The following is a 24,037-nucleotide window of genomic DNA, read 5'->3' as shown; positions in this document are numbered from 1 at the left end:
GATGCGACTGACCATACGCCACGAGACCCGCTACAGCTACACGCTGCCGCTGGCCTACACCATCCAGCAGCTGCACCTGACGCCGCGCGTGGAGGCGCAGCAGCAGGTCCTGTCCTGGCAACTGGCCACGCCCGGCCATGTGCACGCCTACACCGACGCCTACGGCAACCTGTCGCACACGATGACGATGAACCAGCCGCACCAGGCGCTGTCCATCGTCGCCCACGGCGTGCTCGACACCCGCGCCCCGGACCGGGGCCGCATTGCCGACGGCGGCACGCTGTCGCCGCTGATCTTCACCGTGCCGACCCGGCTCACGGCGGCCGGGCCTGGCGTCCTGGCGCTGGCCGCCTCGTGCCTGCCGGACGGCAAGGCGATGACGCGCGACCTGCTGCGGCTGGCCGAGCACATCTTTGGTGCGGTCCGGTATCAAAAAGGTGCGACCGCCGTGGACACCGCGGCCAGCGATGCGCTGGCGCTGGGCCAGGGCGTATGCCAGGACCACGCGCACCTGTTCCTGGCCTGCTGCCATGCCCATGGCATCCCGGCGCGCTATGTGTCGGGCTATATCGATCCGGAGAACAGCGGCCACGCGGCCAGCCACGCCTGGGTGGACGCCTGGGCCGACGACGGCGATTACAGCGGCTGGGTCAGCATCGACGTCACCCACGCGCGCCTGATGACGGACGCCTATTGCCGCCTGGCCGTGGGCCGCGACTACGACAGCGCGGCGCCGGTGCGCGGCATGCGGCGCGGCGGCGGCACCGAATCGCTGAACGTGGACGTCCAGATCGTGCCCCAGTGACCTGTAAAATGACGCTACTTTCCATCCACACCATACCACCATGACTTATTGTGCTGCCATGCGGCTGAACGCCGGACTGGTGTTTTTATCGGATTCGCGCACCAACGCGGGGGTCGACCAGGTCGGCACGTTCCGCAAGATGAGCGTGTTTGAAGCGCCGGGCGAGCGCGTGATGGTCCTGATGACGGCCGGTAATCTGTCGATCTCGCAATCGATACGCGAGCTCGTCAACGAGCTGCGCACCGACGACGGGCTCAGCATCTGGAACGCGCCCAATATGTACGAGGCGGCCCGCATCCTGGGCCAGGCCGTGCGCCAGGTGCACGCGCGCGACGCGCAGTCGCTGGCCGGGTTCGGCATCGAATTCAATGTCAGCATCATCTTCGGCGGCCAGATCAAGGGCGAACGCTGCCGCCTGTTCCAGATCTACTCGGCCGGCAACTTCATCGAATCGCACGACGAGAACACCTATTTCCAGATCGGCGAAGCCAAGTATGGCAAGCCCATAATCGACCGCGTGATCACCCCGGCCACCTCGCTCGACGACGCCGCCAAGTGCGCGCTGATCTCCATGGATTCGACGCTACGCTCGAACATCTCGGTCGGCCTGCCGCTGGACTTGCTGGTGTACGAGACCGACCGGCTGGCCGTGACCCGTTTCGTCACCATCGACGAGCGCAACGAATACTTCCAGATGATCCGCAGCACCTGGGGCCGCCAGCTCAAGAGCGTGTTCGAAGGACTCGATGCGCCGGTATGGAACGCGGCCTGCGGCACGGCCGGCAACGTCCTGCATACGGCGCACGCGGGCAGCCAGCCAGTGCGGGTGACGCCGCCGGGCGCCAAGGCGCCGGCCGCGTCCGGCGTACCGTTACAAACCTTGTCCCAGCAATTCTCGGACGGACAACAGTAATCGCGCGCATAACGTAAAAAAGGCAGGGCGTCACCGCCCTGCCTTTTTTCTTTGTTACGCGCTCAGTGTCAGTTCGATGCCTGCATGGCCGCCTGCGGCAGTTGCGCGGTCGCCGGCTCGGCGCCATCCCAGCCGCCGCCCAGCGCGCGGATCAACGCCACCGTCGTCACGGCCTGGTTGCCGCGCAACTGGACGGCGTTACGCTCGACCGTGGCCAGGTTGCGCTGCGCGTCCAGCAAGTCCAGGTAGCTGGAACGGCCGGCCGCGTACAACTTCTGCGCCAGGTCAGCCGAACGGCGGGCCGACACCACGGCATCGTCGATCTGCGCCGTCTGGCCCGACAGGATGCGCAGGCCGGCCAGGTTATCTTCCACTTCCGCGAACGCCGTCAGCACGCTCTGGCGGTAGCTGCCCACCGATTCCTGCAACGCCGCCTCGCTGCGCGCGATGTTGGCGCTGTTGCGGCCACCGTCGATCAGCGGCATCGACATCAGCGCGCCCAGCATCCACGAACGGCTGCTCCACTTGAACACGTCGGCGAAAGTGCCGGCCGCGCCGCCGCCATTGGCGCTGATGGTCAGCGCCGGGAACATGGCGGAACGGGCCACGCCGATGCGGGCGTTGGCCGCTTCCATGCTGCGCTGGGCGGCGGCGATGTCGGGCCGGCGCTCGAGCAGCGTCGATGGCAGTCCGGCCGGGATCACGGGCAGCAGCGACGAGTCGAGCAGCGGGCTGGCGGCGGCCGTGAAGCTGGCCGCCGGTTTGCCCAGCAGGACGGCCAGCGCATGCTCGGTCGTCACCCGCTGGCGTTGCAGGCCGATGGCTTCCGCACGCGCCGTCGAAAGCTCCGTCTTGGCACGCGACAGGTCGAATTCGCCGATGTCGCCCAGGTCGAAGCGGCGCTGGTTGACCTTCACGCTCTCCTCGCGCAGGCTGACGGTGCGGTTCAGCGTATCCAGTTCAGCGTCGGTGGCGCGCAGGCGGAAGTAAGTCTGGGCGACATCGGCCTGCACCGACAGCAGCACCGAGCGGTACATGGCTTCCACGGAAGCGGCGTCGTTGCGGGCCGCGCTCACGTTGGACGACACGCGGCCAAACAGGTCCACCTCGTAGCTGGCCGTCAGGTTGGCCGAGTAGGCCGTGCCCGGCGCCACCGGCGTACCGGCCGGCAGCCCCAGCGACAGGGCCGAAGCCCGGTTGCGCTGCGCCCCCACGTTCACGCCCACTTGCGGAATGCGGTCCGCTTCCGCGATGCCGGCGATGGCGCGCGCCTGCTTGACGCGGGCCGCCGCCACTTCCAGGTTGGCGTTGGCCTTGGTGGCTTCCGCGATCAGCTCATTCAAGGCCGGGTCGTGGAAGGCCAGCCACCATTCGCCGCGCGGCTGGCGCTCGGCCGGCTGGCCCAGCTTCCAGGTGCTGCCATCGGCCGCCGTGTGCACTTGCGTGTCGGCTGGCGTCTGGCTTTCCTTGAACGCGGCCGGCACGTCCATGTGCGGCTGCTTGAATTCGGGCGCGGCGCAGGCGGTCAGCAGCAGCGCCGCTACCAGCGGGGCCACACCCCTGGCGATCAGGTTCGGTTTCATCAGTGGGTTCCTTCCATTTTCGCGACGGCGACAGCGGCCGGGGCGGATTTTTTCTCCAGGCGCACGGCCAGCATGCGCAGCAGGACGTAGAACACGGGCGTCAGGAACAGACCGAAGAAGGTCACGCCCAGCATGCCGGCGAACACTGCCACGCCCATCGCATGGCGCATCTCGGCGCCGGCGCCGTGCGAGAACACCAGCGGCACCACGCCCATGATGAAGGCGATCGACGTCATCAGAATCGGACGCAGACGCAGACGGCATGCTTCCAGCGCAGCCTGCACGATGGTGCGGCCATGGTGTTCCAGCTCGCGGGCGAATTCCACGATCAGGATCGCGTTCTTCGACGCCAGCCCCACCAGCACGAACAGTGCGATCTGGGTGAACACGTTGTTGTCGCCGTGGGTCAGCTTCACGCCCAGCAGCGCGCACAGGATGGACATCGGCACGATCAGGATCACGGCCAGCGGCAGGGTCCAGCTCTCATACTGGGCGGCCAGCACCAGGAACACCAGCAGCACGCACAGCGGGAACACATAGACCATCGTGTTACCGGACAGGATGTCCTGGTACACCAGTTCCGTCCACTCGTAGTGGATCCCCTTCGGCAGCACTTCGTTGACGATCTTCGTCATTTCAGCCTGCGCCTCGCCGGACGACACGCCAGGCGCGGGGCCGCCGTTGATCTCGGCCGACACGTAGCCGTTGTAACGCTGCACGCGGTCCGGGCCATAGCTGTCCTTCACGCGCATCAGCGACGACAGCGGGATCATCTCGCCCTTGTCGTTGCGGACCTTGAGCTGGGCGATGTCCTCCGCGTGCGAGCGGAACTTGGCGTCCGCCTGCACCCGCACCTGGTAGGTACGGCCGAACTGGTTGAAGTCGTTCACGTACAGCGAGCCGAGGTTGATCTGCAAGGTCTGGTAAATGGTTTGCAGCGGCACGCCCATCTGCTTGGCCTTGACCCGGTCCACGTCCGCGAACAGCTGCGGCACGTTGATCTGGTAGCTGGAGAACACGCCGGCCAGCTTGGGATTCTGCCAGGCCTTCATCTGCACCGCCTGCACCGCCTTGTTCAACTCATCGTAGCCCAGGTTGTCGCGGTCTTCCAGCATCAGCTTGAAGCCACCCGTGGTGCCCAGGCCATTGACGGGCGGCGGCGGCAGCACCATCACGAACGCGCCTTCGATCGCGCCCATGCGCTTGTTGATCTCAGCCGCGATGGCTTGCGCCGATTCACTCGGCTTGGTGCGTTCCTCGAACGGCTTCAGCGGCGTGAACACGATACCGGCGTTGGGCGCGTTGGTGAAGCCGTTGATCGACAGGCCAGGGAAAGCAACCGATGCTTCCACGCCCGGCACGTCCTTGGCGATGTCCGACATCTTGCGGATCACGGCATCGGTGCGGTCCAGCGAAGCGGCGTCCGGCAGTTGCGCGAAGCCGATCAGGTACTGCTTGTCCTGGGCCGGCACGAAGCCCGGCGGCACCAGCTTGAACATGAAGCCCGCGGCCACGGCCAGCACGGCGTACACCACCAGCGCGCCGCCCTTGCGCTTGAGGATGGCCGTCACGCCGGTCTGGTAACTGTCCGAGGTGCGGTGGAAGAAGCCGTTGAACCAGGTGAAGAAGCGGCCGAACACGGCGTCCATCAGGCGGGTCAGCTTGTCCTTGGGCGCGTCGTGCGGTTTCAGCAGCGAGGCGGCCAGGGCCGGCGCCAGCGTCAGCGAGCTGAATGCCGAGATCACAGTCGAAATGGCGATGGTCAGCGCGAACTGCTTGTAGAACTGGCCCGACAGGCCGGACACGAAGGCGATCGGCACGAACACGGCGCACAGCACCAGCGCGATGGCGATGATGGGGCCACTTACCTCTTTCATGGCCTGGATGGTGGCATCGTGCGGCGACAGCCCGTTGGCGATGTTGCGCTCCACGTTCTCCACCACCACGATGGCGTCATCGACCACGATACCGATGGCCAGCACCAGGCCGAACAGCGACAGCGTGTTGATCGAGAAGCCGAAGCCCAGCATCACGGCGAAGGTGCCGATGATGGAGACGGGCACGGCCAGCAGCGGAATCACCGAGGCGCGCCAGGTTTGCAGGAACACGATCACCACCAGCGCCACCAGGATCACGGCTTCGACCAGGGTGTGGATGACGGCACGGATCGATTCGCGCACGAATTGGGTCGGGTCATATACAACGCTGTACGTGACGCCTTCCGGGAAATCTTTCGACAGGCGGGCCATGGTCTCGCGCACGTCATGCGACAGTTGCAGCGCGTTCGCATTCGGTGCCTCGAAAATGGGGATGGCCACGGCCGAATTGTTGTTCAGCAGCGAGCGCAGCGCATAGGAATTGGAACCGAGCTCCATGCGGGCCACGTCCTTGAGCTGCGTGACGGCGCCATCGGCATTGGTCTTGATGATGATGTTGCCGAATTCCTCCTCGCTTTGCAGGCGGCCCTGGGTGTTGACCGTCAGCTGGAAGTCCGCGTTCCTGGTGGGGCCGGCGCCGATCACGCCGGCGGCCACCTGCACGTTCTGCTCGCGGATGGCCGCCACCACGTCGCCCGCCGTCAGGCCGCGCGCGGCCACTTTCTGCGGGTCGAGCCAGATGCGCATGGCGTAGTCGCCGGAACCGAACAGCTGCACGTCGCCCATGCCGGGCAGGCGCGCCAGCTGGTCCTTGATGTTGAGCACCGCGTAGTTACGCAGGTACAGGTCGTCGTAGCGGCCGTTGGGCGACTGCAGGTGGACCACCATGGTCAGGTTGGGCGAGGACTTCACGGTCGTCACGCCGATCTGGCGCACTTCCTCGGGCAGGCGCGGCAAGGCGCGCTGCACGCGGTTCTGCACGGCCGTCTCGGCCTGCTCGACGTTGGTGCCGATCTTGAACGTGACGGTCAGCGCCAGCGCGCCGTCCGAGGTGTTCTGCGACGACATGTAGAGCATGTTGTCGACGCCGTTGATCTGTTCTTCCAGCGGCGCGGCCACGGTTTCAGCGATGATCTTCGGATTGGCGCCCGGGTACTGGGCGCGCACCACCACCGATGGCGGCACCACGTCCGGATACTCGGAGATCGGCAGCTTGAGGATGGCGATCAGGCCCGCCACGAAGATGATGATCGACAGCACACCGGCGAAGATGGGCTTGTCGACGAAAAAACGCGATATGTTCATAATTTATTCCTTCTTGGTGGCAGCGTCGCCGGTGCTGACGGCGGCTACCTTGTCTGCTTTTTTCGCTTCCGGCTTGGCCACGTTGGCCGCCAGCGGATCGAAGTCCATCGCCACCACCTGCGGCGTGACGGGCGCACCCGGATGCACGCGCTGCAGGCCATTGACGATGATCTTCTCGCCCGGCTTCAAGCCCTCGCGCACCACGCGCATGCCGTCCACCGTCTGCCCCAGCTTGATCGGGCGGTATTCCGCCTTGCTGTCGGCGCCCACCACGAACACGAATTTGCGGTTCTGGTCCGTGCCCACGGCCCGTTCATTGATCAGGATGGCCTGCGACTGGCCGCCGTTGCCGCCGGCGCCGCCATCGAGCTGGACGCGGGCGAACAGGCCGGGCACCAGCGTGCGGTCGGCGTTGGCGAAGGTGGCGCGCATGCGCACGCTGCCCGTCTGCGGATCGAGCTGGTTGTCGACGAATTCCAGCTTGCCCTCGTGCGGGAAGCCGCTCTCGTTGGCCAGGCCCACTTTCACCGCCACCGGCTGGCCCTTGTGCGACATGGCGCCCACCCGCAGGAAGGTGTCCTCGTCGCCGTCGAAGCTGGCGTAGATGCGGTCGGTGGAGACGACGGAAGTGAGCACGGCGGACGCATCGACCAGGTTGCCGAGCGTGATTTCGGCCTTGCTCACGCGGCCGTTGATGGGCGCACGGACCTGGGTGTAGCTCAGGTTCAGCTTGGCCGCCTCGTACTGGGCCTGGGCGGCGCGGGCGTTGGCGTCCAGTTCCTTCAGGCCGGAAGCCTTTTCGTCGTACTCGCGCTGGGCGATGGCTTTATCGGCCAGCAGCTTCTCGGCGCGCACCAGTTCCAGCTTGGCCAGGTCGGCCTTGGCGCGGGCCGAACTGGCGGCCGCCTCGGCGCGGTCCTTCTCGGCCTGGTACGGGCGCGGGTCGATCACGAACAGCACGTCGCCCTGTTTGACTTCGCTGCCCGGCTTGAAATTGACAGCCGTGATGAAGCCGCTCACGCGCGAGCGGATCTCGACCCGTTCCACCGCTTCCAGCCGGCCCGAGAACTCCTGGGTTTCCGTCACGGCTTTCTGCACCACGACGGCGGCGGAAATGGGCGGGCCGCCGGCAGCCGGCGCCTCAGCCGGCTTGCCGGTTGCTTCATCGCACCCTGTCAGACCGATCGCGGCCAGCCCCGCCAGTGCCATAGCGGCCATCAGGGGCCGGGCTACAGCGGTCAAATATTTCGCGTTTTTCATGTTAAATCCTTTTTCTATGAAAATCTTTAATAGAGATGGCGGAGCCGGGCGACTCGGACAAAATTCGAGAAAACACGGCACTACCGCCCCGGTGGCAGGCCACGCAGAGCGTCAAGCAGGTCTTGCTAAGATGGCGGGGTATCCCTTATGCGGCTGGCGGCGTCTCGGTCCGGTCCAGGCCAGCGATGAAGCTGGCGATTTCTCCCAGCGCGTGGACTTTGCACGCGCATTCGTTACGGGCCCCTGATTCGTGCAGGGGCGCCGGCGGCAGCCGGCTGACGGTGGTCCTGGTGCCACAGGCGATCAGCTTGGCGCCATACAGTTCCGCTTCATCACGCAGCGGATCATCCTCGGCCGACAGGATCAATGCCGGCGGCAAATTCTTCAAACGACTCGATTGCAGCGGCGACGCGTACGGGTGCGTGCGGTCGGCCGCGTTGGGCAGATAGCCGCGGTAGCCGGCCGCGCAGGCGTCGGCCACGTCCACCATGTCGGCCGCCGCGCTGTTGCAGCGCATCGAGCCGGTACTCAGGCCCGGGTCCAGCATGGGCATGATCAGCAATTGTCCGGCCAGCGGCGGGCCGCCACGGTCGCGCGACATCAGCGCGCTGACGGCGGCCAGGTTGGCGCCCGCTTCAATGCCGGCCACGATCATCTGCTTGCCCGTCCAGCCCAGCTTGGCCTTGTTCTTGCGGGCCCAGTTCAAGATTGCGTGCGCATCTTCGACGGCGGCCGGAAACGGGCGCACGGGCGCCAGCGTGTAACTGGCCGCCAGCACCAGCTGCTCCGGATTGTCGTTCACCAGGTGGCGCAGGAACATATCGCTGTCCTCCAGCCCGCCCGTCACGAAGCCGCCGCCGTGGAAGAACACGATCAGCGCGTCGCGCCTGGTGCCGGCGGGGCCGTAGCTGTACAGGCGCGCGGGCAGCATGCCGTCCACGCCGCGCACGTCCAGGTTGCGGCTCTTGAGCTGGTCGGACAGCACGTTCATTGGTGCACCGTCCGTACCGCGTCCGCGGCGCAGGCCAGCTGCTCGCCATCGGCTTGCCATTGTTGGGTCAGGGCATGGACGCCGCTCGCCTCGGCCTGGGCCGCCTGCGCGTAGGTATCGGTGGTGACGATGGCCGCCAGCGCAGCCGCGCCTAGCGCGAGTCCTAACAGCGCCATGATTTCAGTCCGATATGCCATGCTGTTTTCCCTCCCAAACTGCCAGCTTCCGGCCCGACGGGGCGGTATTCCATGCTGCAGTACGGCAATCATAAACTTCAACTACAATAAGATAAATGTGGCAATGTCGAATTGATTGTTCATGAATCCGAACAATGAGATAGGAAGATGAATAAACTGCAAGCGATGGAAGTGTTCGTGCAGGTGGTGGACGCCGGCGGCTTTACCCGCGCGGCCGACAACATGCAGCTGCCCAAGGCTACCGTCTCCACGCTGATCCAGTCGCTGGAAGCGGCGCTGAAGGTCAAGCTGCTGCACCGGACCACGCGCCAGGTGACGGTGACGGCCGACGGCGCGGCCTATTATGAACGCTGTCTGCGCATCCTGTCGGACGTGCGCGAGGCGGAGGAATCGCTGTCGCGCACCCGCCTGAGCCCCAGCGGCCGGCTGCGGGTGGACGCGCCCACGGGCCTGGCCAGCGAAGTGCTGGTGCCGGCCCTGCCCGATTTTTTCGCCCGCTATCCCGACATCGAACTGGAACTGGGCAGCAGCGACCGCACCGTGGACCTGATCGAGGAAGGCGTGGACTGCTGCGTGCGCGGCGGCGCGCTGGGCGACTCCAACCTGATCGCGCGGCGGGTCGGCTTTTTGCACTTTCTCACCTGCGCCGCGCCATCGTATCTGGAGCGCTACGGCCGGCCCCAGCACCCGAACGAGCTGACGCGCCACCGCTGCGTGAACTATTTTTCCTCGCGCACCGGCAAGATCTACGAATGGGACTTCACCCGCGGCGACGAACTGGTGCAGACGCTGCTGCCCGGCTCCATCGCCGTCAACGACGCCAACGCCTACCTGAGCGCCGGATTGGCCGGACTGGGCATCATCCAGACCGCCCGCTTCGTGCTGGAACCGCTGATCGAGCAAGGCAAGCTGGAACTGCTGCTGCCCGACTGGACCTCGGCGCCGATTCCCATCCACGTGGTCTACCCGCAGAACCGCCACCTGTCGGCCAAGGTGCGCGTGTTCGTCGAATGGGTGGCCGAACTGTTCGCCCAACACCCCGGCATGCGCCTGCCCAAGACCTTGCGTCCCCTTAACACGGAGTCCACCCTATGAGCAATGCCCCGCACCGCATCGTCTTCCTCGACCGCGAAAGCCTGATCGCCAGCGTGCGCCTGCCCGCCTTCCCCCATCACTGGAACCAGTACCCGGCCACGGCCCACGCCGATGTGGTGGAGCGGCTGCACGACGCCACCATCGCCATCACCAACAAGGTGCCACTGCGGGCGGCCGACCTGGCCCGGTTGCCGAACCTGAAGATGATCGCCGTGGCGGCCACCGGCACCGACATCCTGGACCTGGCGGCCTGCCGCGAACGGGGCATCGTCGTCTCCAACATCCGCAACTACGCCATTCACACGCTGCCCGAGCACACGTTCGCGCTGATCCTGGCCTTGCGCCGCAACCTCATCGCCTACCGTGCCGACGTGGAAGCGGGCCGCTGGCAGCATGCGGGCCGCTTCTGTTTGCTCGACCATCCGATCAGCGACCTGGCCGGCAGCCGCCTTGGGTTGGTGGGCTACGGTGCGCTCGGCAAATCGGTGGCCGCGCTGGCGCGCGCGTTCGGCATGGAGGTATGCGTGCACACGCGCTCGCCCGTGAACGACTCCACCGTGCGCCAGGTCGGCTGGGACGAGCTGCTGCAAACGTCGGACGTGATCAGCCTGCACCTGCCATTGACGGAACAGACGCGCCACATGATAGGCGCGCCCGAACTGGCCCGCATGAAGCGCAGCGCCCTGCTGATCAACACGGCGCGCGGCGGCCTGGTGCACGAACAGGCGCTGGCCGACGCGCTGCACAACCACGTGATCGCCGGCGCCGGCTTCGACGTGCTGACGCAGGAACCGCCCCCGGATGACAACGTGCTGCTCCAGCTGCGCCTGCCCAACTTCATCCTCACGCCGCACACGGCCTGGGCCAGCGGCCAGGCCATGCAGGTGCTGGCCGACCAGCTGATCGACAACATCGAAGCGTGGGCAGCGGGCGCGCCGCGCAACGTGGTGGCGTGAGCGGGCCCGCTGGCGCATCCGTTAGAAGCTTTGCGGCGTACCCTTGTAGTAGACCGTTGCGGGCACGATGCTGCAGTTGAAGGTGATGGGCGTGGCCACCTCGTGCGCCCAGCCCTTGGTCACCAGGGTGGCAATGTCCATCAGCGTCAGCACGCGGTGATTGCCGGCGCCGGCGGCCAGCCCTTCCGGCGTGAACACCACGAGGACCACGGACCAGGCCACGTTGAAGTCGCCCGTGTGCGGCACGCCGATCAGGTGGTCATGGCCGATCAACAGCGCGCACTGGTTGGCAGGATAGCCGTACTCGACGCAGGCAGCCCCGCCATTGGGATAGCCGGGCGCCGGGAACGGCAGCACGTTGACGTGGTCGCAATTGTGCGGCTGGCAGTTCAGCGTGGCCGGGTTGATGGTCGAGTTAGCGGGATAGGCCGGCAGGTAGAGCGGCGCGGCCGCGCGCGGGTTGGCCATGGATGGGAACGGCGCCTTGGTGGGCGTCAACAGATAGACGGTGCTGCCATCCGCATCGTTCACGGCCGGCTCCACGGTCGCCCGGCCGAACGCCGTTTGCCCCGATTGGGCCTGTGCGCTCATGCTGGCGCCGACGCAACCCAGCGCCAGCAACAGCATTAAAACAGTTCGCTTGCACATCTTGTTCTCCCCGATGCTAACGGACGCACGTGGGCGCGTCCCTGCCCTCCTGCTGAAGTTGGATGAACGTCGCTTTCAATATAGTGCACGCATCTCATCCGTGCATTGCTACACCATGCAATCGTGCGCGGGGCGGCGGCAGGATGGACTTGTGTTTGCCGCGATGCGACCTACAGTGAAGAGTGCAAAGACAGCACGAATACCACATTCGGGGAGGCGATCATGGCAACCGCAGACTGGCGCCTGGAAGGCGACTGGGTAAAAAATTGCACCTGCGCGTATGGATGCCCATGCGACTTTAACGCAAGACCTACCGAAGGATATTGCAAGGGGCTGGTCGCCATGCATATCACTTCCGGCTATTTTGAAGGGACGCGGCTGGACGGCCTGTCATTCTGCGTGACGGTGCACTTCCCCGGCGCGCTGCATGAAGGCAATGGCGAGGCCCAGCCCATCATCGACGAACGCGCCACGCCCGCCCAACGCGACGCCCTGTTCGCCATCCTGTCCGGCCAGAACTCCCAGGAAGGCACGCTGTTCCACATTTTCAGCCTGATCGTGACCCGGATGCACGAACCCGTGTTCGCCCCGTTCCGCTTCGAATTCGACCTGCGCGAACGCCAGGCCCGTGTGGTCATCCCCGGCGTGCTGACGACAAGCGTGGAACCGATCAGGAACCCGGTGACGGGCGCGCCGTTCCGTGGCGCCGTCGTGCTGCCCGATGGCTTCGAGCACCGCGAAGGCCAGATCGCGTCGGCCGACATTGATAGCCTGGGCGCCATCCCCTTCGTCGCCAAGGGTAAGCACAGCACGCTGGCCCACGTGATCCAGAGCCCGGCGGGCGTGCTGGGCTGACACGGCGCAGGCCATGAGCGCGGCGATCCTGGCGCGCGTGCTGCACCACGAACGGGCGCTGCCGGTGCTGGCCGTGGCGCTCGTCACCGCGCTGGCGTGGACCTATCTGCTGTCCGGCGCCGGGACGATGGCGGAAATGGACGGCATGCTCATGCCCATGAGCACGGGACCGTGGACCGTTTCCCATGCGCTCGTCATGCTGGTCATGTGGGTGGTGATGATGGTGGCCATGATGCTGCCCAGCGCGCTGCCCATGCTGCTGCTCTATGCGACCATGGCGCGCAGGCATGGCGCCGTGCGGGGCATGGTGACAGGATCGGCATGGGCCGTACCGCTGTTCGGGCTGGCGTATGTGGCCGTGTGGAGCGGATTCAGCGTGGCGGCCGTCGCGCTCCAATATCTGCTGGAACGGGTGGCCCTGCTGTCGCCCATGATGGAAAGCACCAGCGTCGTACTGGCGGGCGCCACGCTGGTCGCCGCTGGCGTGTACCAGTGGACGCCCGTCAAATCCGCCTGCCTCGCCCACTGCCAGTCGCCGCTCGACTTCGTGCTGGCCAACTGGCGCACTGGCAACATGGGCGCGTTCCGGATGGGCATGCGCCACGGCGCCTACTGCGTCGGATGTTGCTGGGCGCTGATGCTGCTGCTGTTCGTGGGCGGCGTGATGAACCTGGCCTGGATCGCCGGCCTGGCCGTCTACGTGCTGGTGGAAAAGGTGACACCGGCGGGCCACTGGATCAGCCGCGCCACCGGTGTCGTGTTCATCGCCTGGGGACTGGCGACACTGCTGTCGCCTTACTTTGCGTTGAAGCTGGCGTAGTAAGCCTGGATGGCCGGCGTCGCGGCGATACGTTGCTGGTGCGCGTTGAGCGCGGGGGCCACGCTTTGCACCAGGTCCGTCGGCACATGGTCGAGGCGGCCCGAGTTCAGGTTACGCACATCGACGAACACTTTCAGGTCGGCGATGGTGAGGCGGTGGTCGGCAAAGTAGTCGCCGCCATGGGCCAGCAATTGCGCCTCCAGCCAGCGCAGGTAGACCGGCATGGACCCGTTGACCAGCGCCAGCCGCGCCGCCTTCTGCTCCTCGCCCGTCATGCGATAGGTCGGGCTGATCTTGTCGTTGGCGTTTTCCACCACATAGGTCACCTCATCGCACAGCAAGGCCTGGAACGGATCGGTCGGATACAGGCCGGCCAGCTTGCCGACGTAGCGCAGGATGGCGTCGCACTGCGAGACCTGCACACCGTCCACATGCAGGACCGGAACCTGGCCGAACGGCGTGCTCTTGCGCAGTTCCGCGAATTCGGGGAAGGCGAAACGATGGTCCTCGAACGGGATGCCGCCGATATGCAGCGCCAGGCGCGCCGGTTCGCCACGGCCGCCGTGGAAGTCGAAGTAGGTCAGTTTAAGTTGAGGCATCATGGTTTCCTTGGTGAGAGTGAAATTCGGTGTCAGGTCTGTCATTTGGACACAAGGACAATATCTTTGAGTTTAATCAAACTGCAAAGAGGTCGAATATGGTGAATGGCCTCCTACTACATAAGTTTTGATAATCGACAGTCGCGTCTTGAGAAAACTCAAAAAGGCGCGACAGCTGTCCGAATGACAGACCTGACACCGAATTTAAAGCAATATTCCGAAACGATCAAAACCTGTAGCAGTGGTCTTGCTGTGCGTCACTTCGCATAAACGGCGTGGTCCATGCAACCGACGTTTCACGCTGGCATTCCAATAACACCTTCCTTGACTCTTCCACGCCCTCAACTATAAATCCCCGCTTCCAGGCTCGCCCTAGTGCAACGGTTAGCGCCGTTTCGGGCGCGCGCGGATTGGCCATCACGCGCGTTGCCGGTTTTGGGACTTCATCCGGGGCCGGATCCCATACGCTCTTGCTGTTCCGTTGACTGGATTGAACGAGGAATGCACCGTCAGAGGCAGTAAATTGGCTTAGCGCATATGGGTCGGCGGCAGCTGTCGTTAATGCCTGGGCCTGCGCCGGCGCGACGACCAGGCTCAATACCGCGGCAAGCACGATACTTTTCATGGTCGGTCCATGCTCCCGCGCCGCGCACGTCGTCATAACGTCCCCGGCAACAGAATATTCCTGTCCACCTTCTGCACATCGCGCAGTCCGCAAAACGCCATCGTCAGATCGAGTTCATTGCGGATGATCTCCAGGCACTTGGTCACGCCCGGCTCGCCCATCGCACCGAGCCCGTACAGGAACGGCCGGCCGATGTAGACCCCGCGCGCGCCCAGCGCCAGCGCCTTGATTACGTCCTGGCCGGAGCGGATGCCGCCGTCCATGTGCACTTCGATCCGCTTACCGACCGCCTCCACGATGCCAGGCAGCGCGCCGATCGACGATTGCGCCCCATCGAGTTGCCGTCCGCCATGGTTGGAGACGATTAAGGCATCGGCGCCACTGTCGACGGCCAGCCGCGCATCTTCCGCTTCCATGATGCCTTTGATGATCAGCTTGCCGCCCCAGCGCTGCTTGATCCATTCCACATCCTGCCACGACAAGCTCAGGTCGAACTGCTGGCTGGTCCAGGCCGACAACGAGGACATATCCGACACGGACGACGCATGCCCGACGATATTGCCGAAGCTGCGCCGGCGCGTGCCCGCCATGCCCAGGCACCAGCGCGGCTTGGTGGCCAGGTTGAGGATGTTGGCCAGGGTCAGCCGGGGCGGCGCCGACAGGCCGTTGCGCACATCCTTGTGGCGCTGCCCCAGCACCTGCAAGTCCAGCGTCAGCACCAGCGCCGAACAGCGCGCGGCCTTGGCGCGGTCGATCAGGCGGTTGATGAAATCGCGGTCCTTCATCACATACAGCTGGAACCAGAACGGCTTGCTGGTGTGGGCGGCGACATCCTCGATCGAGCAGATGCTCATGGTCGACAAGGTGAACGGCACACCGAAGCGCTCGGCCGCGCGGGCAGCGAGGATTTCGCCGTCCGCGTGCTGCATGCCCGTCAGCCCGGTGGGTGCCAGCGCCACCGGCATGGCCACTGGCTGCCCCACCATTGTGCTTTGCAGCGTGCGGTTTTCCAGGTTGACGGCCACCCGTTGCCGGAATTTGATGGCGGCGAAATCGCTGCTGTTGGCCCGGTAGGTCGATTCCGTCCAGGAACCGGCGTCAGCGTAGTCGTAGAACATGCGCGGCACGCGCTTTTGCGCCAGCACGCGCAAATCCTCGATGCAGGTGATGATGGCCATAATAGCTTTCATATCAACGATGCTCCAAATCATCTTCGATTTGGCCGCGTCTGCCAACTAGAATGTGGACTGACATGGCACCGGCCACGCCGCTCCCGTCCCGCGACAGGGAGGTGCGAACCAGCCGATAGTCGGCTCCAAGCGTCGCACGAAATTGCATATGAAAAATTGATGATGCTGCATCGCAACACCCGCGGCATCTTGCAAAACAAAATGTGCTTAAATATGCGGCAGTGCAGCGCGCAAAGTCGTGCGGCGCTGGGCTGCAGCTGGAACAACAGATTGTTTCGCGATGCGCGCCAGGAGGCGCATCTTCCGTCAATCCTCTTGTCTCGCCTATCGACCATGTCTATTGATCCCACTGCACCAATGCAGGAATCCTCGCCCGATCTGCCGGGCGTCATCATCCGCCTGGCGTGGATAGGCGGCGCCCTCGTCGCCTTGCTGGTGCCGCTGGTGTTCTTCGTGGTCGCCTACCAGGGCGAGGTGGCGCCGCTCGAGGTGGCGCTGCGGCTCGGCGCGCGCGGCTACGCCGGCGCGGCGCCAGCGCAATCTGCCCCGGCGCGCTCGCCGCAAGCGGTCGTCCAGGCACTGTCCTGGCTGGGGGACGACACCGCGATCCGCCTGCTCGACGCCAACCAGCGCTTGCTGGCCGCCAATGCAGCCGATCCGGGCCTGCCGCGCCTGACCAGGTCCGTCATGCTGGAGGGCGACGGCGGCGCGCCGCTGCGGCTCGAACTGCGCCATTCGCTGCTGCCGCTGGCCACCATGACCCTGTTCATGCTGGCCCCCGGGCTGCTGCTGGGCCTGCTCGCCTTCACCTCGCTCAAGAGCGTGCCCATGCGCGCCTTCCACCTGGCCTTGCAAGAAGTGGCCGTGCGCAAGCGGACCGAGGAAAGGCTGGCCAAGTCGCTGTCCATCTTCACGGCCACCCTGGAATCGACGGCCGATGGCATCTTCGTCACCGACGTGCAGGGCCGTCCCATCGTCGCCAACCAGCGCTTTTTCGACCTGTGGAACTTGCCCAAGTCCGCCATCGCGGGCGTGGCCGCGCTCGACATGCTGGTCCTGCTGGCCGATCAATTGCGCGAGCCGCAAGCGTTCCTGGCGCTGCAGAAGGATTTGACGCGGCACATCGGCGACGACCAGGGCGCCATCCTCGAACTGCGCGACGGCCGCCTGTTCGAGTGGAATTCGCGCCCCCAGTACGTGGACGGCAGCGTGGCCGGGCGTGTGTCGAGCTTTCGCGACATCAGCGAGCGCAAACGGGCCGAGTCGCTGCTGGCGGCGGAAAAGCAAGTGCTGGAGATGGTTGTCTGCGGCAACTCCCTGCAAGCGGCGCTGGGGGAACTGGGGCGCCACGTGGAAATGCTGTCGGGACAGATGTTCTGCGCCATCCTGTTTCGCGAGAGCGAGCAGGACAGCAACCTGCTGTATGCCACCGGCCCCAGCCTGCCGCGCGCGGTGACGGACGCCATCGCCCACCAGGGCCAGGGGGCGCTCAATGACATCTTCGCCCATGCCGCCAGCCAGGGCGGCGCGCAGGACCATGGCCTGTCCGATGAATTCAGTGGCGTGATCGAAGGCATCGAGGTCCACCCCGCCTGGCGCCGCTATCGGGAGCTGCTGTCGCGCCATCAACTGTGCGCCTGTTTCGCCGTCTCCATCCTGTCGTCGAGCCGCCAGTTGCTGGGCGTGATCGTGGCGCACTATCGCAAGCCGGACGACCAGCCGCGCCACGACCGCGAACTGATCTGGGTGGCCGCCCACCTGACCGGCATCGCCATCGAGCGGCGCCAGGCCGAAGCCCGGCTGCAAGTGCTGGCCCACTACGACACACTGACGCTGCTGCCCAACCGCGACCTGTTCCGCGACCGGCTGGGCCAGGCGCTGACGCGGGTGGAGCGCCACAAGAGCCTGGTGGCCATCATGTTCCTGGACCTGGACCGCTTCAAGACCATCAACGACACGCTGGGCCACGACGCCGGCGACAACCTGCTGCGCGAAGTGGCCACCCGCCTGCAACGCTGCGTGCGGGCCGAGGACACGGTGGCCCGGCTGGGCGGCGACGAATTCACCGTGATCCTGGAACACATCAACAAGCCGGAGGAAGCGGCCATGGTCGCCAGCAAGATCGTCGAGGCGCTGAGCCCGGCCATCATGCTGGGCGGCCAGGAAACCTTCGTCACCCCCAGCATCGGCATCACCATTTATCCGGGCGACAGCACCACCAGCGAACAACTGCTCAAGAACGCCGACACGGCCATGTACCGGGTCAAGCAGGAAGGCGGCAATGGCTACCGCTTCTTCACGCCGGAACTGAACACGCTGGCCGTGGGCCGGCTGGAAACGGAAAGCGGCTTGCGCCGCGCCCAGGAGCGCGAGGAGTTCGCCGTGTATTACCAGCCCAAGATGGACCTCGAAAGCGGCGCCATCATCGGGGCCGAAGCGTTATTGCGCTGGAACCATCCGGAACGGGGGCCGGTCTCCCCCGTCGAGTTCATCCCCATCCTGGAAGAGACCGGGCAGATCGAACAGGTCGGCGAATGGGTGCTGAAAACCGTGTGCACCCAGCTGCGGCAATGGCAGGACGCCGCCCTGCCGCCCCTGAACGTGGCCGTCAACCTGTCCGGCCGCCAGCTGCAGCGCAACAACCTGGCGAGCACCATCGGCACCATCCTCGATGCCACCGGGCTCGATCCGCGCTTCCTGGAGCTGGAAGTGACCGAGAGCATGCTGATGCATGACGCCCCGTACGCCGTCGAGATGTTGATGCAAATTCGCGCCAAGGGCGTGATCCATATCGACGTGGACGATTTCGGCACCGGTTATTCGTCGCTGAGCTACCTCAAGCGCTTCCCGATTGACGCCTTGAAACTCGATAAATCCTTCGTCGATGGCCTGCCCTGCGACGAGGACGACATCGCCATCTGCCGCGCCGTGATCGCGCTGGCCCACAACCTCAAGCTGCGGGTGATCGCCGAGGGCGTCGAGAACGACGCCCAGCTCGCGTTCCTGCGCGATAACGGCTGTGACGTGATCCAGGGCTATATCGTCAGCCGCCCCCTGCCGGCCGACGCGTTCGCGCAACTGGTACGGCAACACGCTTGCATGCCAGGCCGGGGCGCGGGGTCGGACAGCCCGCGCCTGTCGCTGGTGCATTGAGACGCAACGGGCGCGCATAGCAAAAGGGCCTGAAGACTTGCATCTTCAGGCCCTTCTACTACCGATGTTCTGGTGCGGCTGGCAGGAATCGAACCCACGACCCCTTGGTTCGTAGCCAAGTACTCTATCCAGCTGAGCTACAGCCGCGCGAGGCAAGATTATAGCAGGGGTGTTTCTGAATGCCAATAGGAGATTTTCACTTTCCCCTCCCCTGGCGACGCTGCTGATTCGGAAAAGAAAAAGGGGTCAGATTTTGCAATCTGACCCCGATATTCTGGTGCGGCTGGCAGGAATCGAACCCACGACCCCTTGGTTCGTAGCCAAGTACTCTATCCAGCTGAGCTACAGCCGCAAAAAACAACATTATAACAGGTTTTCCGTATCGCGAAGTATTCCTTGAAGAAATACTACACGTTACTTCATGCAACGTCATACGATGGTGACGCGCTCCCTGTGGGGCGAACCCCGGCACTACTTAACACTACCATCAGACCCGACGATCTGATGCCGATATTCTGGTGCGGCTGGCAGGAATCGAACCCACGACCCCTTGGTTCGTAGCCAAGTACTCTATCCAGCTGAGCTACAGCCGCTTAAGCAACATTGTAACGCATTAATTAAATTTTGCAAAGTGCGATATTTTCAATCGCTTAGTTGGCCTGGCGATACAACCACCGAATCAACTACTCCGCAATAACGTAAAAACCGCGTTTATTGCCTCTTTCAGAAGGCTTGCCGTCCGAAAGAAGCAAGATTATAGGGAGGTTCAGCGTCCTTGTCCAGCACCATTTGCCCATGTCGTTCACGGTGGGCGGGTTGGCCCGCCCCGCCAGCCTCATTCACGCCGGTGATGCCGTGCATCACAACTCTAAATTGGCTTGTATAACCGCATTCCGGCATCATGCACCTGTCTCCTCTATCTCCTCCAAGGAAATAGATTCAGCCCGCTCCCGCAGCGGGCTTTTTTTTGTCCATAGGTCCAGGCCGCCAATTGGTGTAGGATGGTTCATCCTCGCCACCCAAGCGCCGCCCGCATGAAGCTGCCCGTCCATGTCACGCCCCCCGCCCCGGACTGGTCCCTCACCCGTCTGGGCGAGCCCGTCCATTGGCCGCCGGAATTACGTCAAGTAATCGATATCCTGCTCAACTGCCCCGCCCCCATGCTGCTGATGTGGAGCCGTGAGCAGATCATGGTCTACAACGAAGCCTACGTCGCCTTGAACGGCACGGCCAACCTGCAGGCGCCGGGCGGCAAGGTGCCGCCCGTGTCGCCGCCGGCCTGGAGCTGGAGCGGCGCGGCCATCGAGCACGCATGGGCCGGCCACAGCGCCAGCTACCGGGCCCAGCCGCTTTCCGTGTGGCGCAACGGTGCGCCGCTGCGCCTGCCCTGCGACCTGTATTTCACCCCGGTACGGGCTGCCGACGGCGCCGTGGCCGGCATCCTGTGCACGCTCGCGCCGGCCGCCCCGGCCCCGGCCAGCGTGCCGCCCCACGCGCCACTGCGCATCCTGGTGGTGGAGGACAATGCCGACGCGCGCTACCTGGCCTGCGAAACGCTGCGCGCGCTGGGTCACCAGGTCGATGCCGTGGCCAGCGGCGAAGCGGCCTTGCCGGCGCTGCAACAGGGGCCGGTCGATATCCTGTTTTGCGACGTCAGCCTGCCGGGCATGTCGGGCGTGGAACTGGCCCGCGCCGCCCTGGCCCGCCATCCGGGCCTGGAACTGCTGTTCGTGTCCGGCTACGGCGACGCGCTCACGCGCCACCTGCCCTGGCCCGTCACCACCTTGCAAAAGCCCTATGAACTGGCGCAATTGCAGCAAGCCCTGGCCATCATCAGCCGCCGCCTACACGATGCCGCGCCCTAATCTGACAGCATGGTGGCGCTATCGTGCAGGCCAGGCGGACACCGGTCCGCTACAATATTGTCATCGACATATGCACACCGCGTGTCTTGCCCCGTTGGCCAAGCAGCAGTTGCAGCGACTCACAAGGGCAACGACCCACCCATGACTTTTTCTACCGAGCCGACGGGCAGCTATCGTTTCGCCCCGGCAAAAACTGTCCAGTCCGCCGCCAGTGACGAACACGACGCTGAAATCGCCACGCTGCGCGAATCGTTGCGCCTGGCCGATGAGCGCAACATGGCCCTGCTGCGCAACGAGCAAGCCTTGCGAGAGCGCTTGCGCGTGGGCGAGGAGGAAATGCGGGCGCTGGCCAACGCCATGCCGCAACTGGCGTGGATCGCGGGACGCGATGGCAACATGATCTGGTGCAACGAGCGCTGGTATGCCTACACGGGCACGGCGCCCGACCAGCTGGCCGGCGCCGGCTGGCCCACCGTGTACGCGCCGGACTGCCTGCCGCAGTTGATGGCGCGCTGGCATGCCTCGCTGGCCAGCGGCCAGCCATTCGAGATGGAAGTGCCGATCCGCGGCGCCGACGGCCAATACCGCTGGTTCCTCACGCGCGCCAATCCGGTGCGCGACAGCGGCGGCCACGCGCTGCGCTGGTTCGGCACCAGCACCGACGTGGACCAGGTCAAGCGGGCCCAGGAAGCGTTGCGCGATGAGACGGCCGTGCTCGAGTTGCTCAACAGCACAGGCAGCGCGCTCGCTTCGACCCGCGACCTGCCGCCGCTGCTGCAAGAGGTGACGGACGCGGCCACCCGCATCAGCGGCGCCCGCTTCGGCGCGTTCTACTATCACAGCGGCGACGGCCAAGGCGCGCCCCAGATGCTGCACGCCTTGTCCGGCAGCGCGCCCGAGCAATTCCCCAGCTTCGGCCGGCCCCGCGCCAGCGCCCTGTTCGGCATCGGCTTGCGCGGCGAAGGCACGGTGCGCAGCAACGACTTGCTGCGCGACCCGCGCCATGCCCAGGCCATGCGCGAACAGGCGGCCGCCCTGCCCGTCATCCGCAGCTACCTGGCCGTGCCCGTCGTGTCGCGCTCGGGCGAAGTGGTGGGCAGCCTGTATTTCGGCCACCCGGAGCCGGACATGTTCAGCGAGCGCACCGAGCGCATCATCGGCGGCATCGCGGCCCAGGCCGCCGTGGCGATCGACAACGCGCGCCTGTACGCGGCGGCCCAGCACGCGGCCGAGGAACGCAAGGTGCTGCTCGACAGCGAACGCTGCGCGCGCGCCGAAGCCGAGCGCACCAGCCGCCTCAAGGATGAATTCCTGGCCACCCTGTCGCACGAACTGCGCACCCCGCTCACGGCCATCCTCGGCTGGGCCCAGGTGCTGCGCCGCGGCAACCGCGACGTGGCCGACGTGCAGCGCGGCCTGCACACCATCGAGCGCAACGCCCGCGCCCAGGCCCAGCTGATCGAGGACTTGCTCGACATGAGCCGCATCACCTCCGGCAAGGTGCGGCTGGAGGTGCAGGTGCTGGCGGCGCACACGATCGCCGAGGCCGCCATCGACGCCGTGCAACCGGCCGCCGACGCGCGCCAGATCCGCATCGAGCGCCAGTTCGACCGGCACGCCGGGCTGGTGGCGGCCGACCCCAGCCGGCTGCAGCAGATCATCTGGAACCTGCTCAGCAATGCCCTCAAGTTCACCGAGCGCGACGGCACCGTCACCGTGCGCGTGGGCCAGGCGGACGGCCAGCTCGAGATCGCCGTCAGCGACGACGGCATGGGCATCCGGGCCGAATTCCTGGCCCACGTGTTCGAGCGCTTCCGCCAGGGCGACGCATCCACCACGCGCCGCCACGGCGGGCTGGGCCTGGGCCTGGCCATCGTCAAGCACCTGGTGGAACAGCACGGCGGCACCGTCGGCGCCGCCAGCGAAGGCGAAGGCCGCGGCGCCTGCTTCACGGTGCGCCTGCCGCTGGCCCACGGCAGCGGGCCGGAGGCCCGTTGAAGGGCCGGCCGGGACAGTCCGTTGCCGGTTTGGTTTATAATTAAACAATACCTGACGATCAACGGAACCGGATACGGTTTCGCTGCGCCGGATCAGATTGCCAAATAGCAACAGTCAATTCCTACCCGCGCATGCGGCACTGTCCTACAGCAACTTTCTGTGCGTTTGCTACACTTCAAAAAGGATCAAAACGCGGTACAATAATTTCCATGTGGAAATAATTGCTCTCGCGTGCGCCATGTCCCGGCAGGGCGCGCTATTATCGATTTATTACGCCACTGGCGGGGTGCCGTGGCGTGTGCAATGACTGAGAACACTATGCCGAGTCGAGATGAAATCCTGAACGCCAAGATACTGGTGGTGGATGACTGCGCCGACAATATCGACCTGATGCTGGAAATCCTGCGCGACGCCGGCTACACGGACGTGAAATCGACCATGTTGCCAGAACAGGTCTGCCCGCTGCACCGCCAGCATTGCTACGACCTGATCCTGCTCGACCTGCAAATGCCGGGCCTGAACGGTTTCCAGGTCATGAAGGGCTTGAAGGAAATCGAGCAGGGCGGCTACCTGCCCGTGCTGGCCCTGACGGCCCAGCCCAGTTTCAAGATCGCCGCGCTCGAAGCGGGCGCGCGCGACTTCATCAGCAAGCCGTTCGACCTACTCGAAGTGCACAAGCGCATCCACAACATGCTGGAAGTGCGCCTGCTGTACAAGGAACTGGCCCAATACAGCAAGCAGCAACAGGAACTGGCGCTGCACGATCCGCTCACGGGCCTGCCCAACCGGCGCCTGCTGGAGGACCGCATCGCCACCGTGCTGCAGCACGCCGTGCGCCAGCACACCAAGGCGGCCGTCATGTACCTGGACCTGGACGGTTTCAAGGGCATCAATGACACCTACGGCCACGCCTGCGGCGATGAAGTGCTCAAGATGGTGGCGCAACGCCTGACGGGCTGCTCGCGCAAGGAGGACACCGTGGCCCGCGTGGGCGGCGACGAATTCGTCATCGTGCTGGGCGATGTGACCACCTTGCGCGACGCCCAGGAACCGGCCGCCAAGCTGATCGAGGCCGTGTCGGAGCCATACCAGATCAACGGCCTCACGCTCAAGCTATCCACCAGCATCGGCATCAGCCTGTTCCCGGACGACGCGGACAACGTGGACGCCCTGATCGGGGTGGCCGACATGGCCCTGTACCAAGCCAAGCGCTCGGGCAAGAACCGCTGCTGCGCGGCGTCGCTGGCGGCCCCGCTGCCCAGCGCGCCGGCCCACCACAGCATGCTGTCCACCCCGGCCTGA

At 65.2% G+C, this 24,037-nt stretch carries 20 protein-coding genes and 3 tRNA genes; 10 read left to right on the top strand and 13 right to left on the bottom strand.

Annotation, left to right across the window (positions count from 1 at the left end; genetic code table 11):
* The first annotated feature begins 1 nt into the window (after position 1).
* Positions 2 to 805, top strand: coding sequence for a transglutaminase family protein (locus tag H3H36_RS12510; RefSeq protein ID WP_182217981.1), 804 nt, complete (start codon positions 2 to 4; stop codon positions 803 to 805).
* A 40-nt stretch (positions 806 to 845) separates the two neighbouring features.
* Complete coding sequence (locus tag H3H36_RS12505; protein WP_182217978.1) at positions 846 to 1,718, top strand: proteasome-type protease; 873 nt, start codon at positions 846 to 848, stop codon at positions 1,716 to 1,718.
* 68 nt (positions 1,719 to 1,786) lie between these two features.
* Here H3H36_RS12505 and H3H36_RS12500 read toward each other — a convergent pair whose 3' ends face one another.
* The 5 genes from H3H36_RS12500 to H3H36_RS12480 all read right to left on the bottom strand — a co-directional run bounded on the left by H3H36_RS12500 (position 1,787) and on the right by H3H36_RS12480 (position 8,931).
* Positions 1,787 to 3,301, bottom strand: coding sequence for an efflux transporter outer membrane subunit (locus H3H36_RS12500; protein ID WP_182217976.1), 1,515 nt, complete (start codon positions 3,299 to 3,301; stop codon positions 1,787 to 1,789).
* Positions 3,301 to 6,483, bottom strand: a complete 3,183-nt coding sequence (locus H3H36_RS12495; RefSeq protein WP_182217974.1) for an efflux RND transporter permease subunit — start codon at positions 6,481 to 6,483, stop codon at positions 3,301 to 3,303. Before H3H36_RS12495 ends, H3H36_RS12500 begins: the two co-directional genes overlap by 1 nt.
* 3 nt (positions 6,484 to 6,486) lie before the next feature.
* Positions 6,487 to 7,743, bottom strand: coding sequence for an efflux RND transporter periplasmic adaptor subunit (locus H3H36_RS12490; protein ID WP_182217972.1), 1,257 nt, complete (start codon positions 7,741 to 7,743; stop codon positions 6,487 to 6,489).
* Positions 7,744 to 7,888: 145 nt separating this feature from the next.
* Entirely contained in the window at positions 7,889 to 8,734 is an 846-nt protein-coding gene (locus H3H36_RS12485) for an alpha/beta hydrolase (protein WP_182217970.1), read from the bottom strand.
* Positions 8,731 to 8,931 carry a hypothetical protein gene (locus tag H3H36_RS12480; RefSeq protein ID WP_182217967.1) on the bottom strand — a complete coding sequence of 67 codons (201 nt, stop codon included), beginning with the start codon at positions 8,929 to 8,931 and terminating at the stop codon, positions 8,731 to 8,733. The genes H3H36_RS12485 and H3H36_RS12480 overlap by 4 nt, the downstream gene beginning before the upstream one ends.
* A gap of 147 nt (positions 8,932 to 9,078) precedes the next feature.
* Between H3H36_RS12480 and H3H36_RS12475 the strand changes: the two genes are divergently transcribed.
* Together H3H36_RS12475 and H3H36_RS12470 are read left to right on the top strand one after the other, a co-directional pair.
* Positions 9,079 to 10,026 (top strand): LysR family transcriptional regulator, encoded by a 948-nt coding sequence (locus tag H3H36_RS12475; protein WP_182217964.1) that lies wholly within the window; start codon positions 9,079 to 9,081, stop codon positions 10,024 to 10,026.
* Positions 10,023 to 10,982, top strand: a complete 960-nt coding sequence (locus H3H36_RS12470) for a D-2-hydroxyacid dehydrogenase (protein ID WP_182217962.1) — start codon at positions 10,023 to 10,025, stop codon at positions 10,980 to 10,982. Before H3H36_RS12475 ends, H3H36_RS12470 begins: the two co-directional genes overlap by 4 nt.
* Positions 10,983 to 11,003: 21 nt before the next feature.
* On the opposite strand, the gene H3H36_RS12465 is transcribed toward H3H36_RS12470, so the two are convergent.
* The gene (locus tag H3H36_RS12465; RefSeq protein WP_182217960.1) at positions 11,004 to 11,630 is read right to left on the bottom strand and encodes a hypothetical protein; all 627 of its coding nucleotides are present in this window, start codon (positions 11,628 to 11,630) and stop codon (positions 11,004 to 11,006) included.
* A 222-nt stretch (positions 11,631 to 11,852) separates the two neighbouring features.
* On the opposite strand from H3H36_RS12465, the gene H3H36_RS12460 reads away from it, so the two are divergent.
* Both H3H36_RS12460 and H3H36_RS12455 read left to right on the top strand, forming a co-directional pair.
* Complete coding sequence (locus tag H3H36_RS12460; protein ID WP_182217958.1) at positions 11,853 to 12,485, top strand: DUF1326 domain-containing protein; 633 nt, start codon at positions 11,853 to 11,855, stop codon at positions 12,483 to 12,485.
* Positions 12,486 to 12,498: 13 nt separating this feature from the next.
* Positions 12,499 to 13,305 carry a DUF2182 domain-containing protein gene (locus H3H36_RS12455; protein WP_182217956.1) on the top strand — a complete coding sequence of 269 codons (807 nt, stop codon included), beginning with the start codon at positions 12,499 to 12,501 and terminating at the stop codon, positions 13,303 to 13,305.
* On the opposite strand, the gene H3H36_RS12450 is transcribed toward H3H36_RS12455, so the two are convergent.
* The 3 genes from H3H36_RS12450 to H3H36_RS12440 form a co-directional block, all read right to left on the bottom strand.
* On the bottom strand, positions 13,281 to 13,907 hold the full coding sequence (locus tag H3H36_RS12450; protein ID WP_229219880.1) for a glutathione S-transferase: 627 nt from the start codon (positions 13,905 to 13,907) through the stop codon (positions 13,281 to 13,283). The genes H3H36_RS12455 and H3H36_RS12450 overlap by 25 nt on opposite strands.
* Before the next feature lie 223 nt (positions 13,908 to 14,130).
* The gene (locus H3H36_RS12445) at positions 14,131 to 14,529 is read right to left on the bottom strand and encodes a hypothetical protein (RefSeq protein ID WP_182217954.1); all 399 of its coding nucleotides are present in this window, start codon (positions 14,527 to 14,529) and stop codon (positions 14,131 to 14,133) included.
* Positions 14,530 to 14,561: 32 nt separating this feature from the next.
* Complete coding sequence (locus H3H36_RS12440; protein ID WP_182218103.1) at positions 14,562 to 15,707, bottom strand: alpha-hydroxy acid oxidase; 1,146 nt, start codon at positions 15,705 to 15,707, stop codon at positions 14,562 to 14,564.
* Between the two features lie 345 nt (positions 15,708 to 16,052).
* Between H3H36_RS12440 and H3H36_RS12435 the strand changes: the two genes are divergently transcribed.
* Positions 16,053 to 18,872 (top strand): sensor domain-containing protein, encoded by a 2,820-nt coding sequence (locus H3H36_RS12435; protein ID WP_182217952.1) that lies wholly within the window; start codon positions 16,053 to 16,055, stop codon positions 18,870 to 18,872.
* A gap of 70 nt (positions 18,873 to 18,942) precedes the next feature.
* Here the strand turns inward: H3H36_RS12435 and H3H36_RS12430 are convergent.
* From H3H36_RS12430 to H3H36_RS12415, 4 genes are all read right to left on the bottom strand, one after another.
* A tRNA-Arg gene (locus H3H36_RS12430) sits at positions 18,943 to 19,019 on the bottom strand.
* A gap of 128 nt (positions 19,020 to 19,147) precedes the next feature.
* Positions 19,148 to 19,224, bottom strand: a tRNA-Arg gene (locus H3H36_RS12425).
* 164 nt (positions 19,225 to 19,388) lie between these two features.
* Positions 19,389 to 19,465, bottom strand: a tRNA-Arg gene (locus H3H36_RS12420).
* A gap of 130 nt (positions 19,466 to 19,595) precedes the next feature.
* Positions 19,596 to 19,775 (bottom strand): hypothetical protein, encoded by a 180-nt coding sequence (locus H3H36_RS12415; RefSeq protein ID WP_182217950.1) that lies wholly within the window; start codon positions 19,773 to 19,775, stop codon positions 19,596 to 19,598.
* A gap of 131 nt (positions 19,776 to 19,906) precedes the next feature.
* Here H3H36_RS12415 and H3H36_RS12410 point away from each other — a divergent pair, with 131 nt between their 5' ends.
* The 3 genes from H3H36_RS12410 (at position 19,907) to H3H36_RS12400 (ending at position 24,037) form a co-directional block, all read left to right on the top strand.
* Entirely contained in the window at positions 19,907 to 20,737 is an 831-nt protein-coding gene (locus tag H3H36_RS12410; protein WP_182217948.1) for a response regulator, read from the top strand.
* A gap of 141 nt (positions 20,738 to 20,878) precedes the next feature.
* Entirely contained in the window at positions 20,879 to 22,735 is a 1,857-nt protein-coding gene (locus tag H3H36_RS12405; RefSeq protein ID WP_229219879.1) for a PAS domain-containing sensor histidine kinase, read from the top strand.
* A gap of 318 nt (positions 22,736 to 23,053) precedes the next feature.
* Positions 23,054 to 24,037 (top strand): diguanylate cyclase domain-containing protein, encoded by a 984-nt coding sequence (locus H3H36_RS12400; RefSeq protein WP_182217946.1) that lies wholly within the window; start codon positions 23,054 to 23,056, stop codon positions 24,035 to 24,037.

This window comes from Rugamonas fusca (assembly GCF_014042365.1).
In the GTDB taxonomy this organism is placed as follows: Bacteria; Pseudomonadota; Gammaproteobacteria; order Burkholderiales; family Burkholderiaceae_D; genus Rugamonas; species Rugamonas fusca.
Note: the sequence above shows the minus strand (reverse complement) of the source record. Positions and strands in the feature narration are given on the sequence as shown.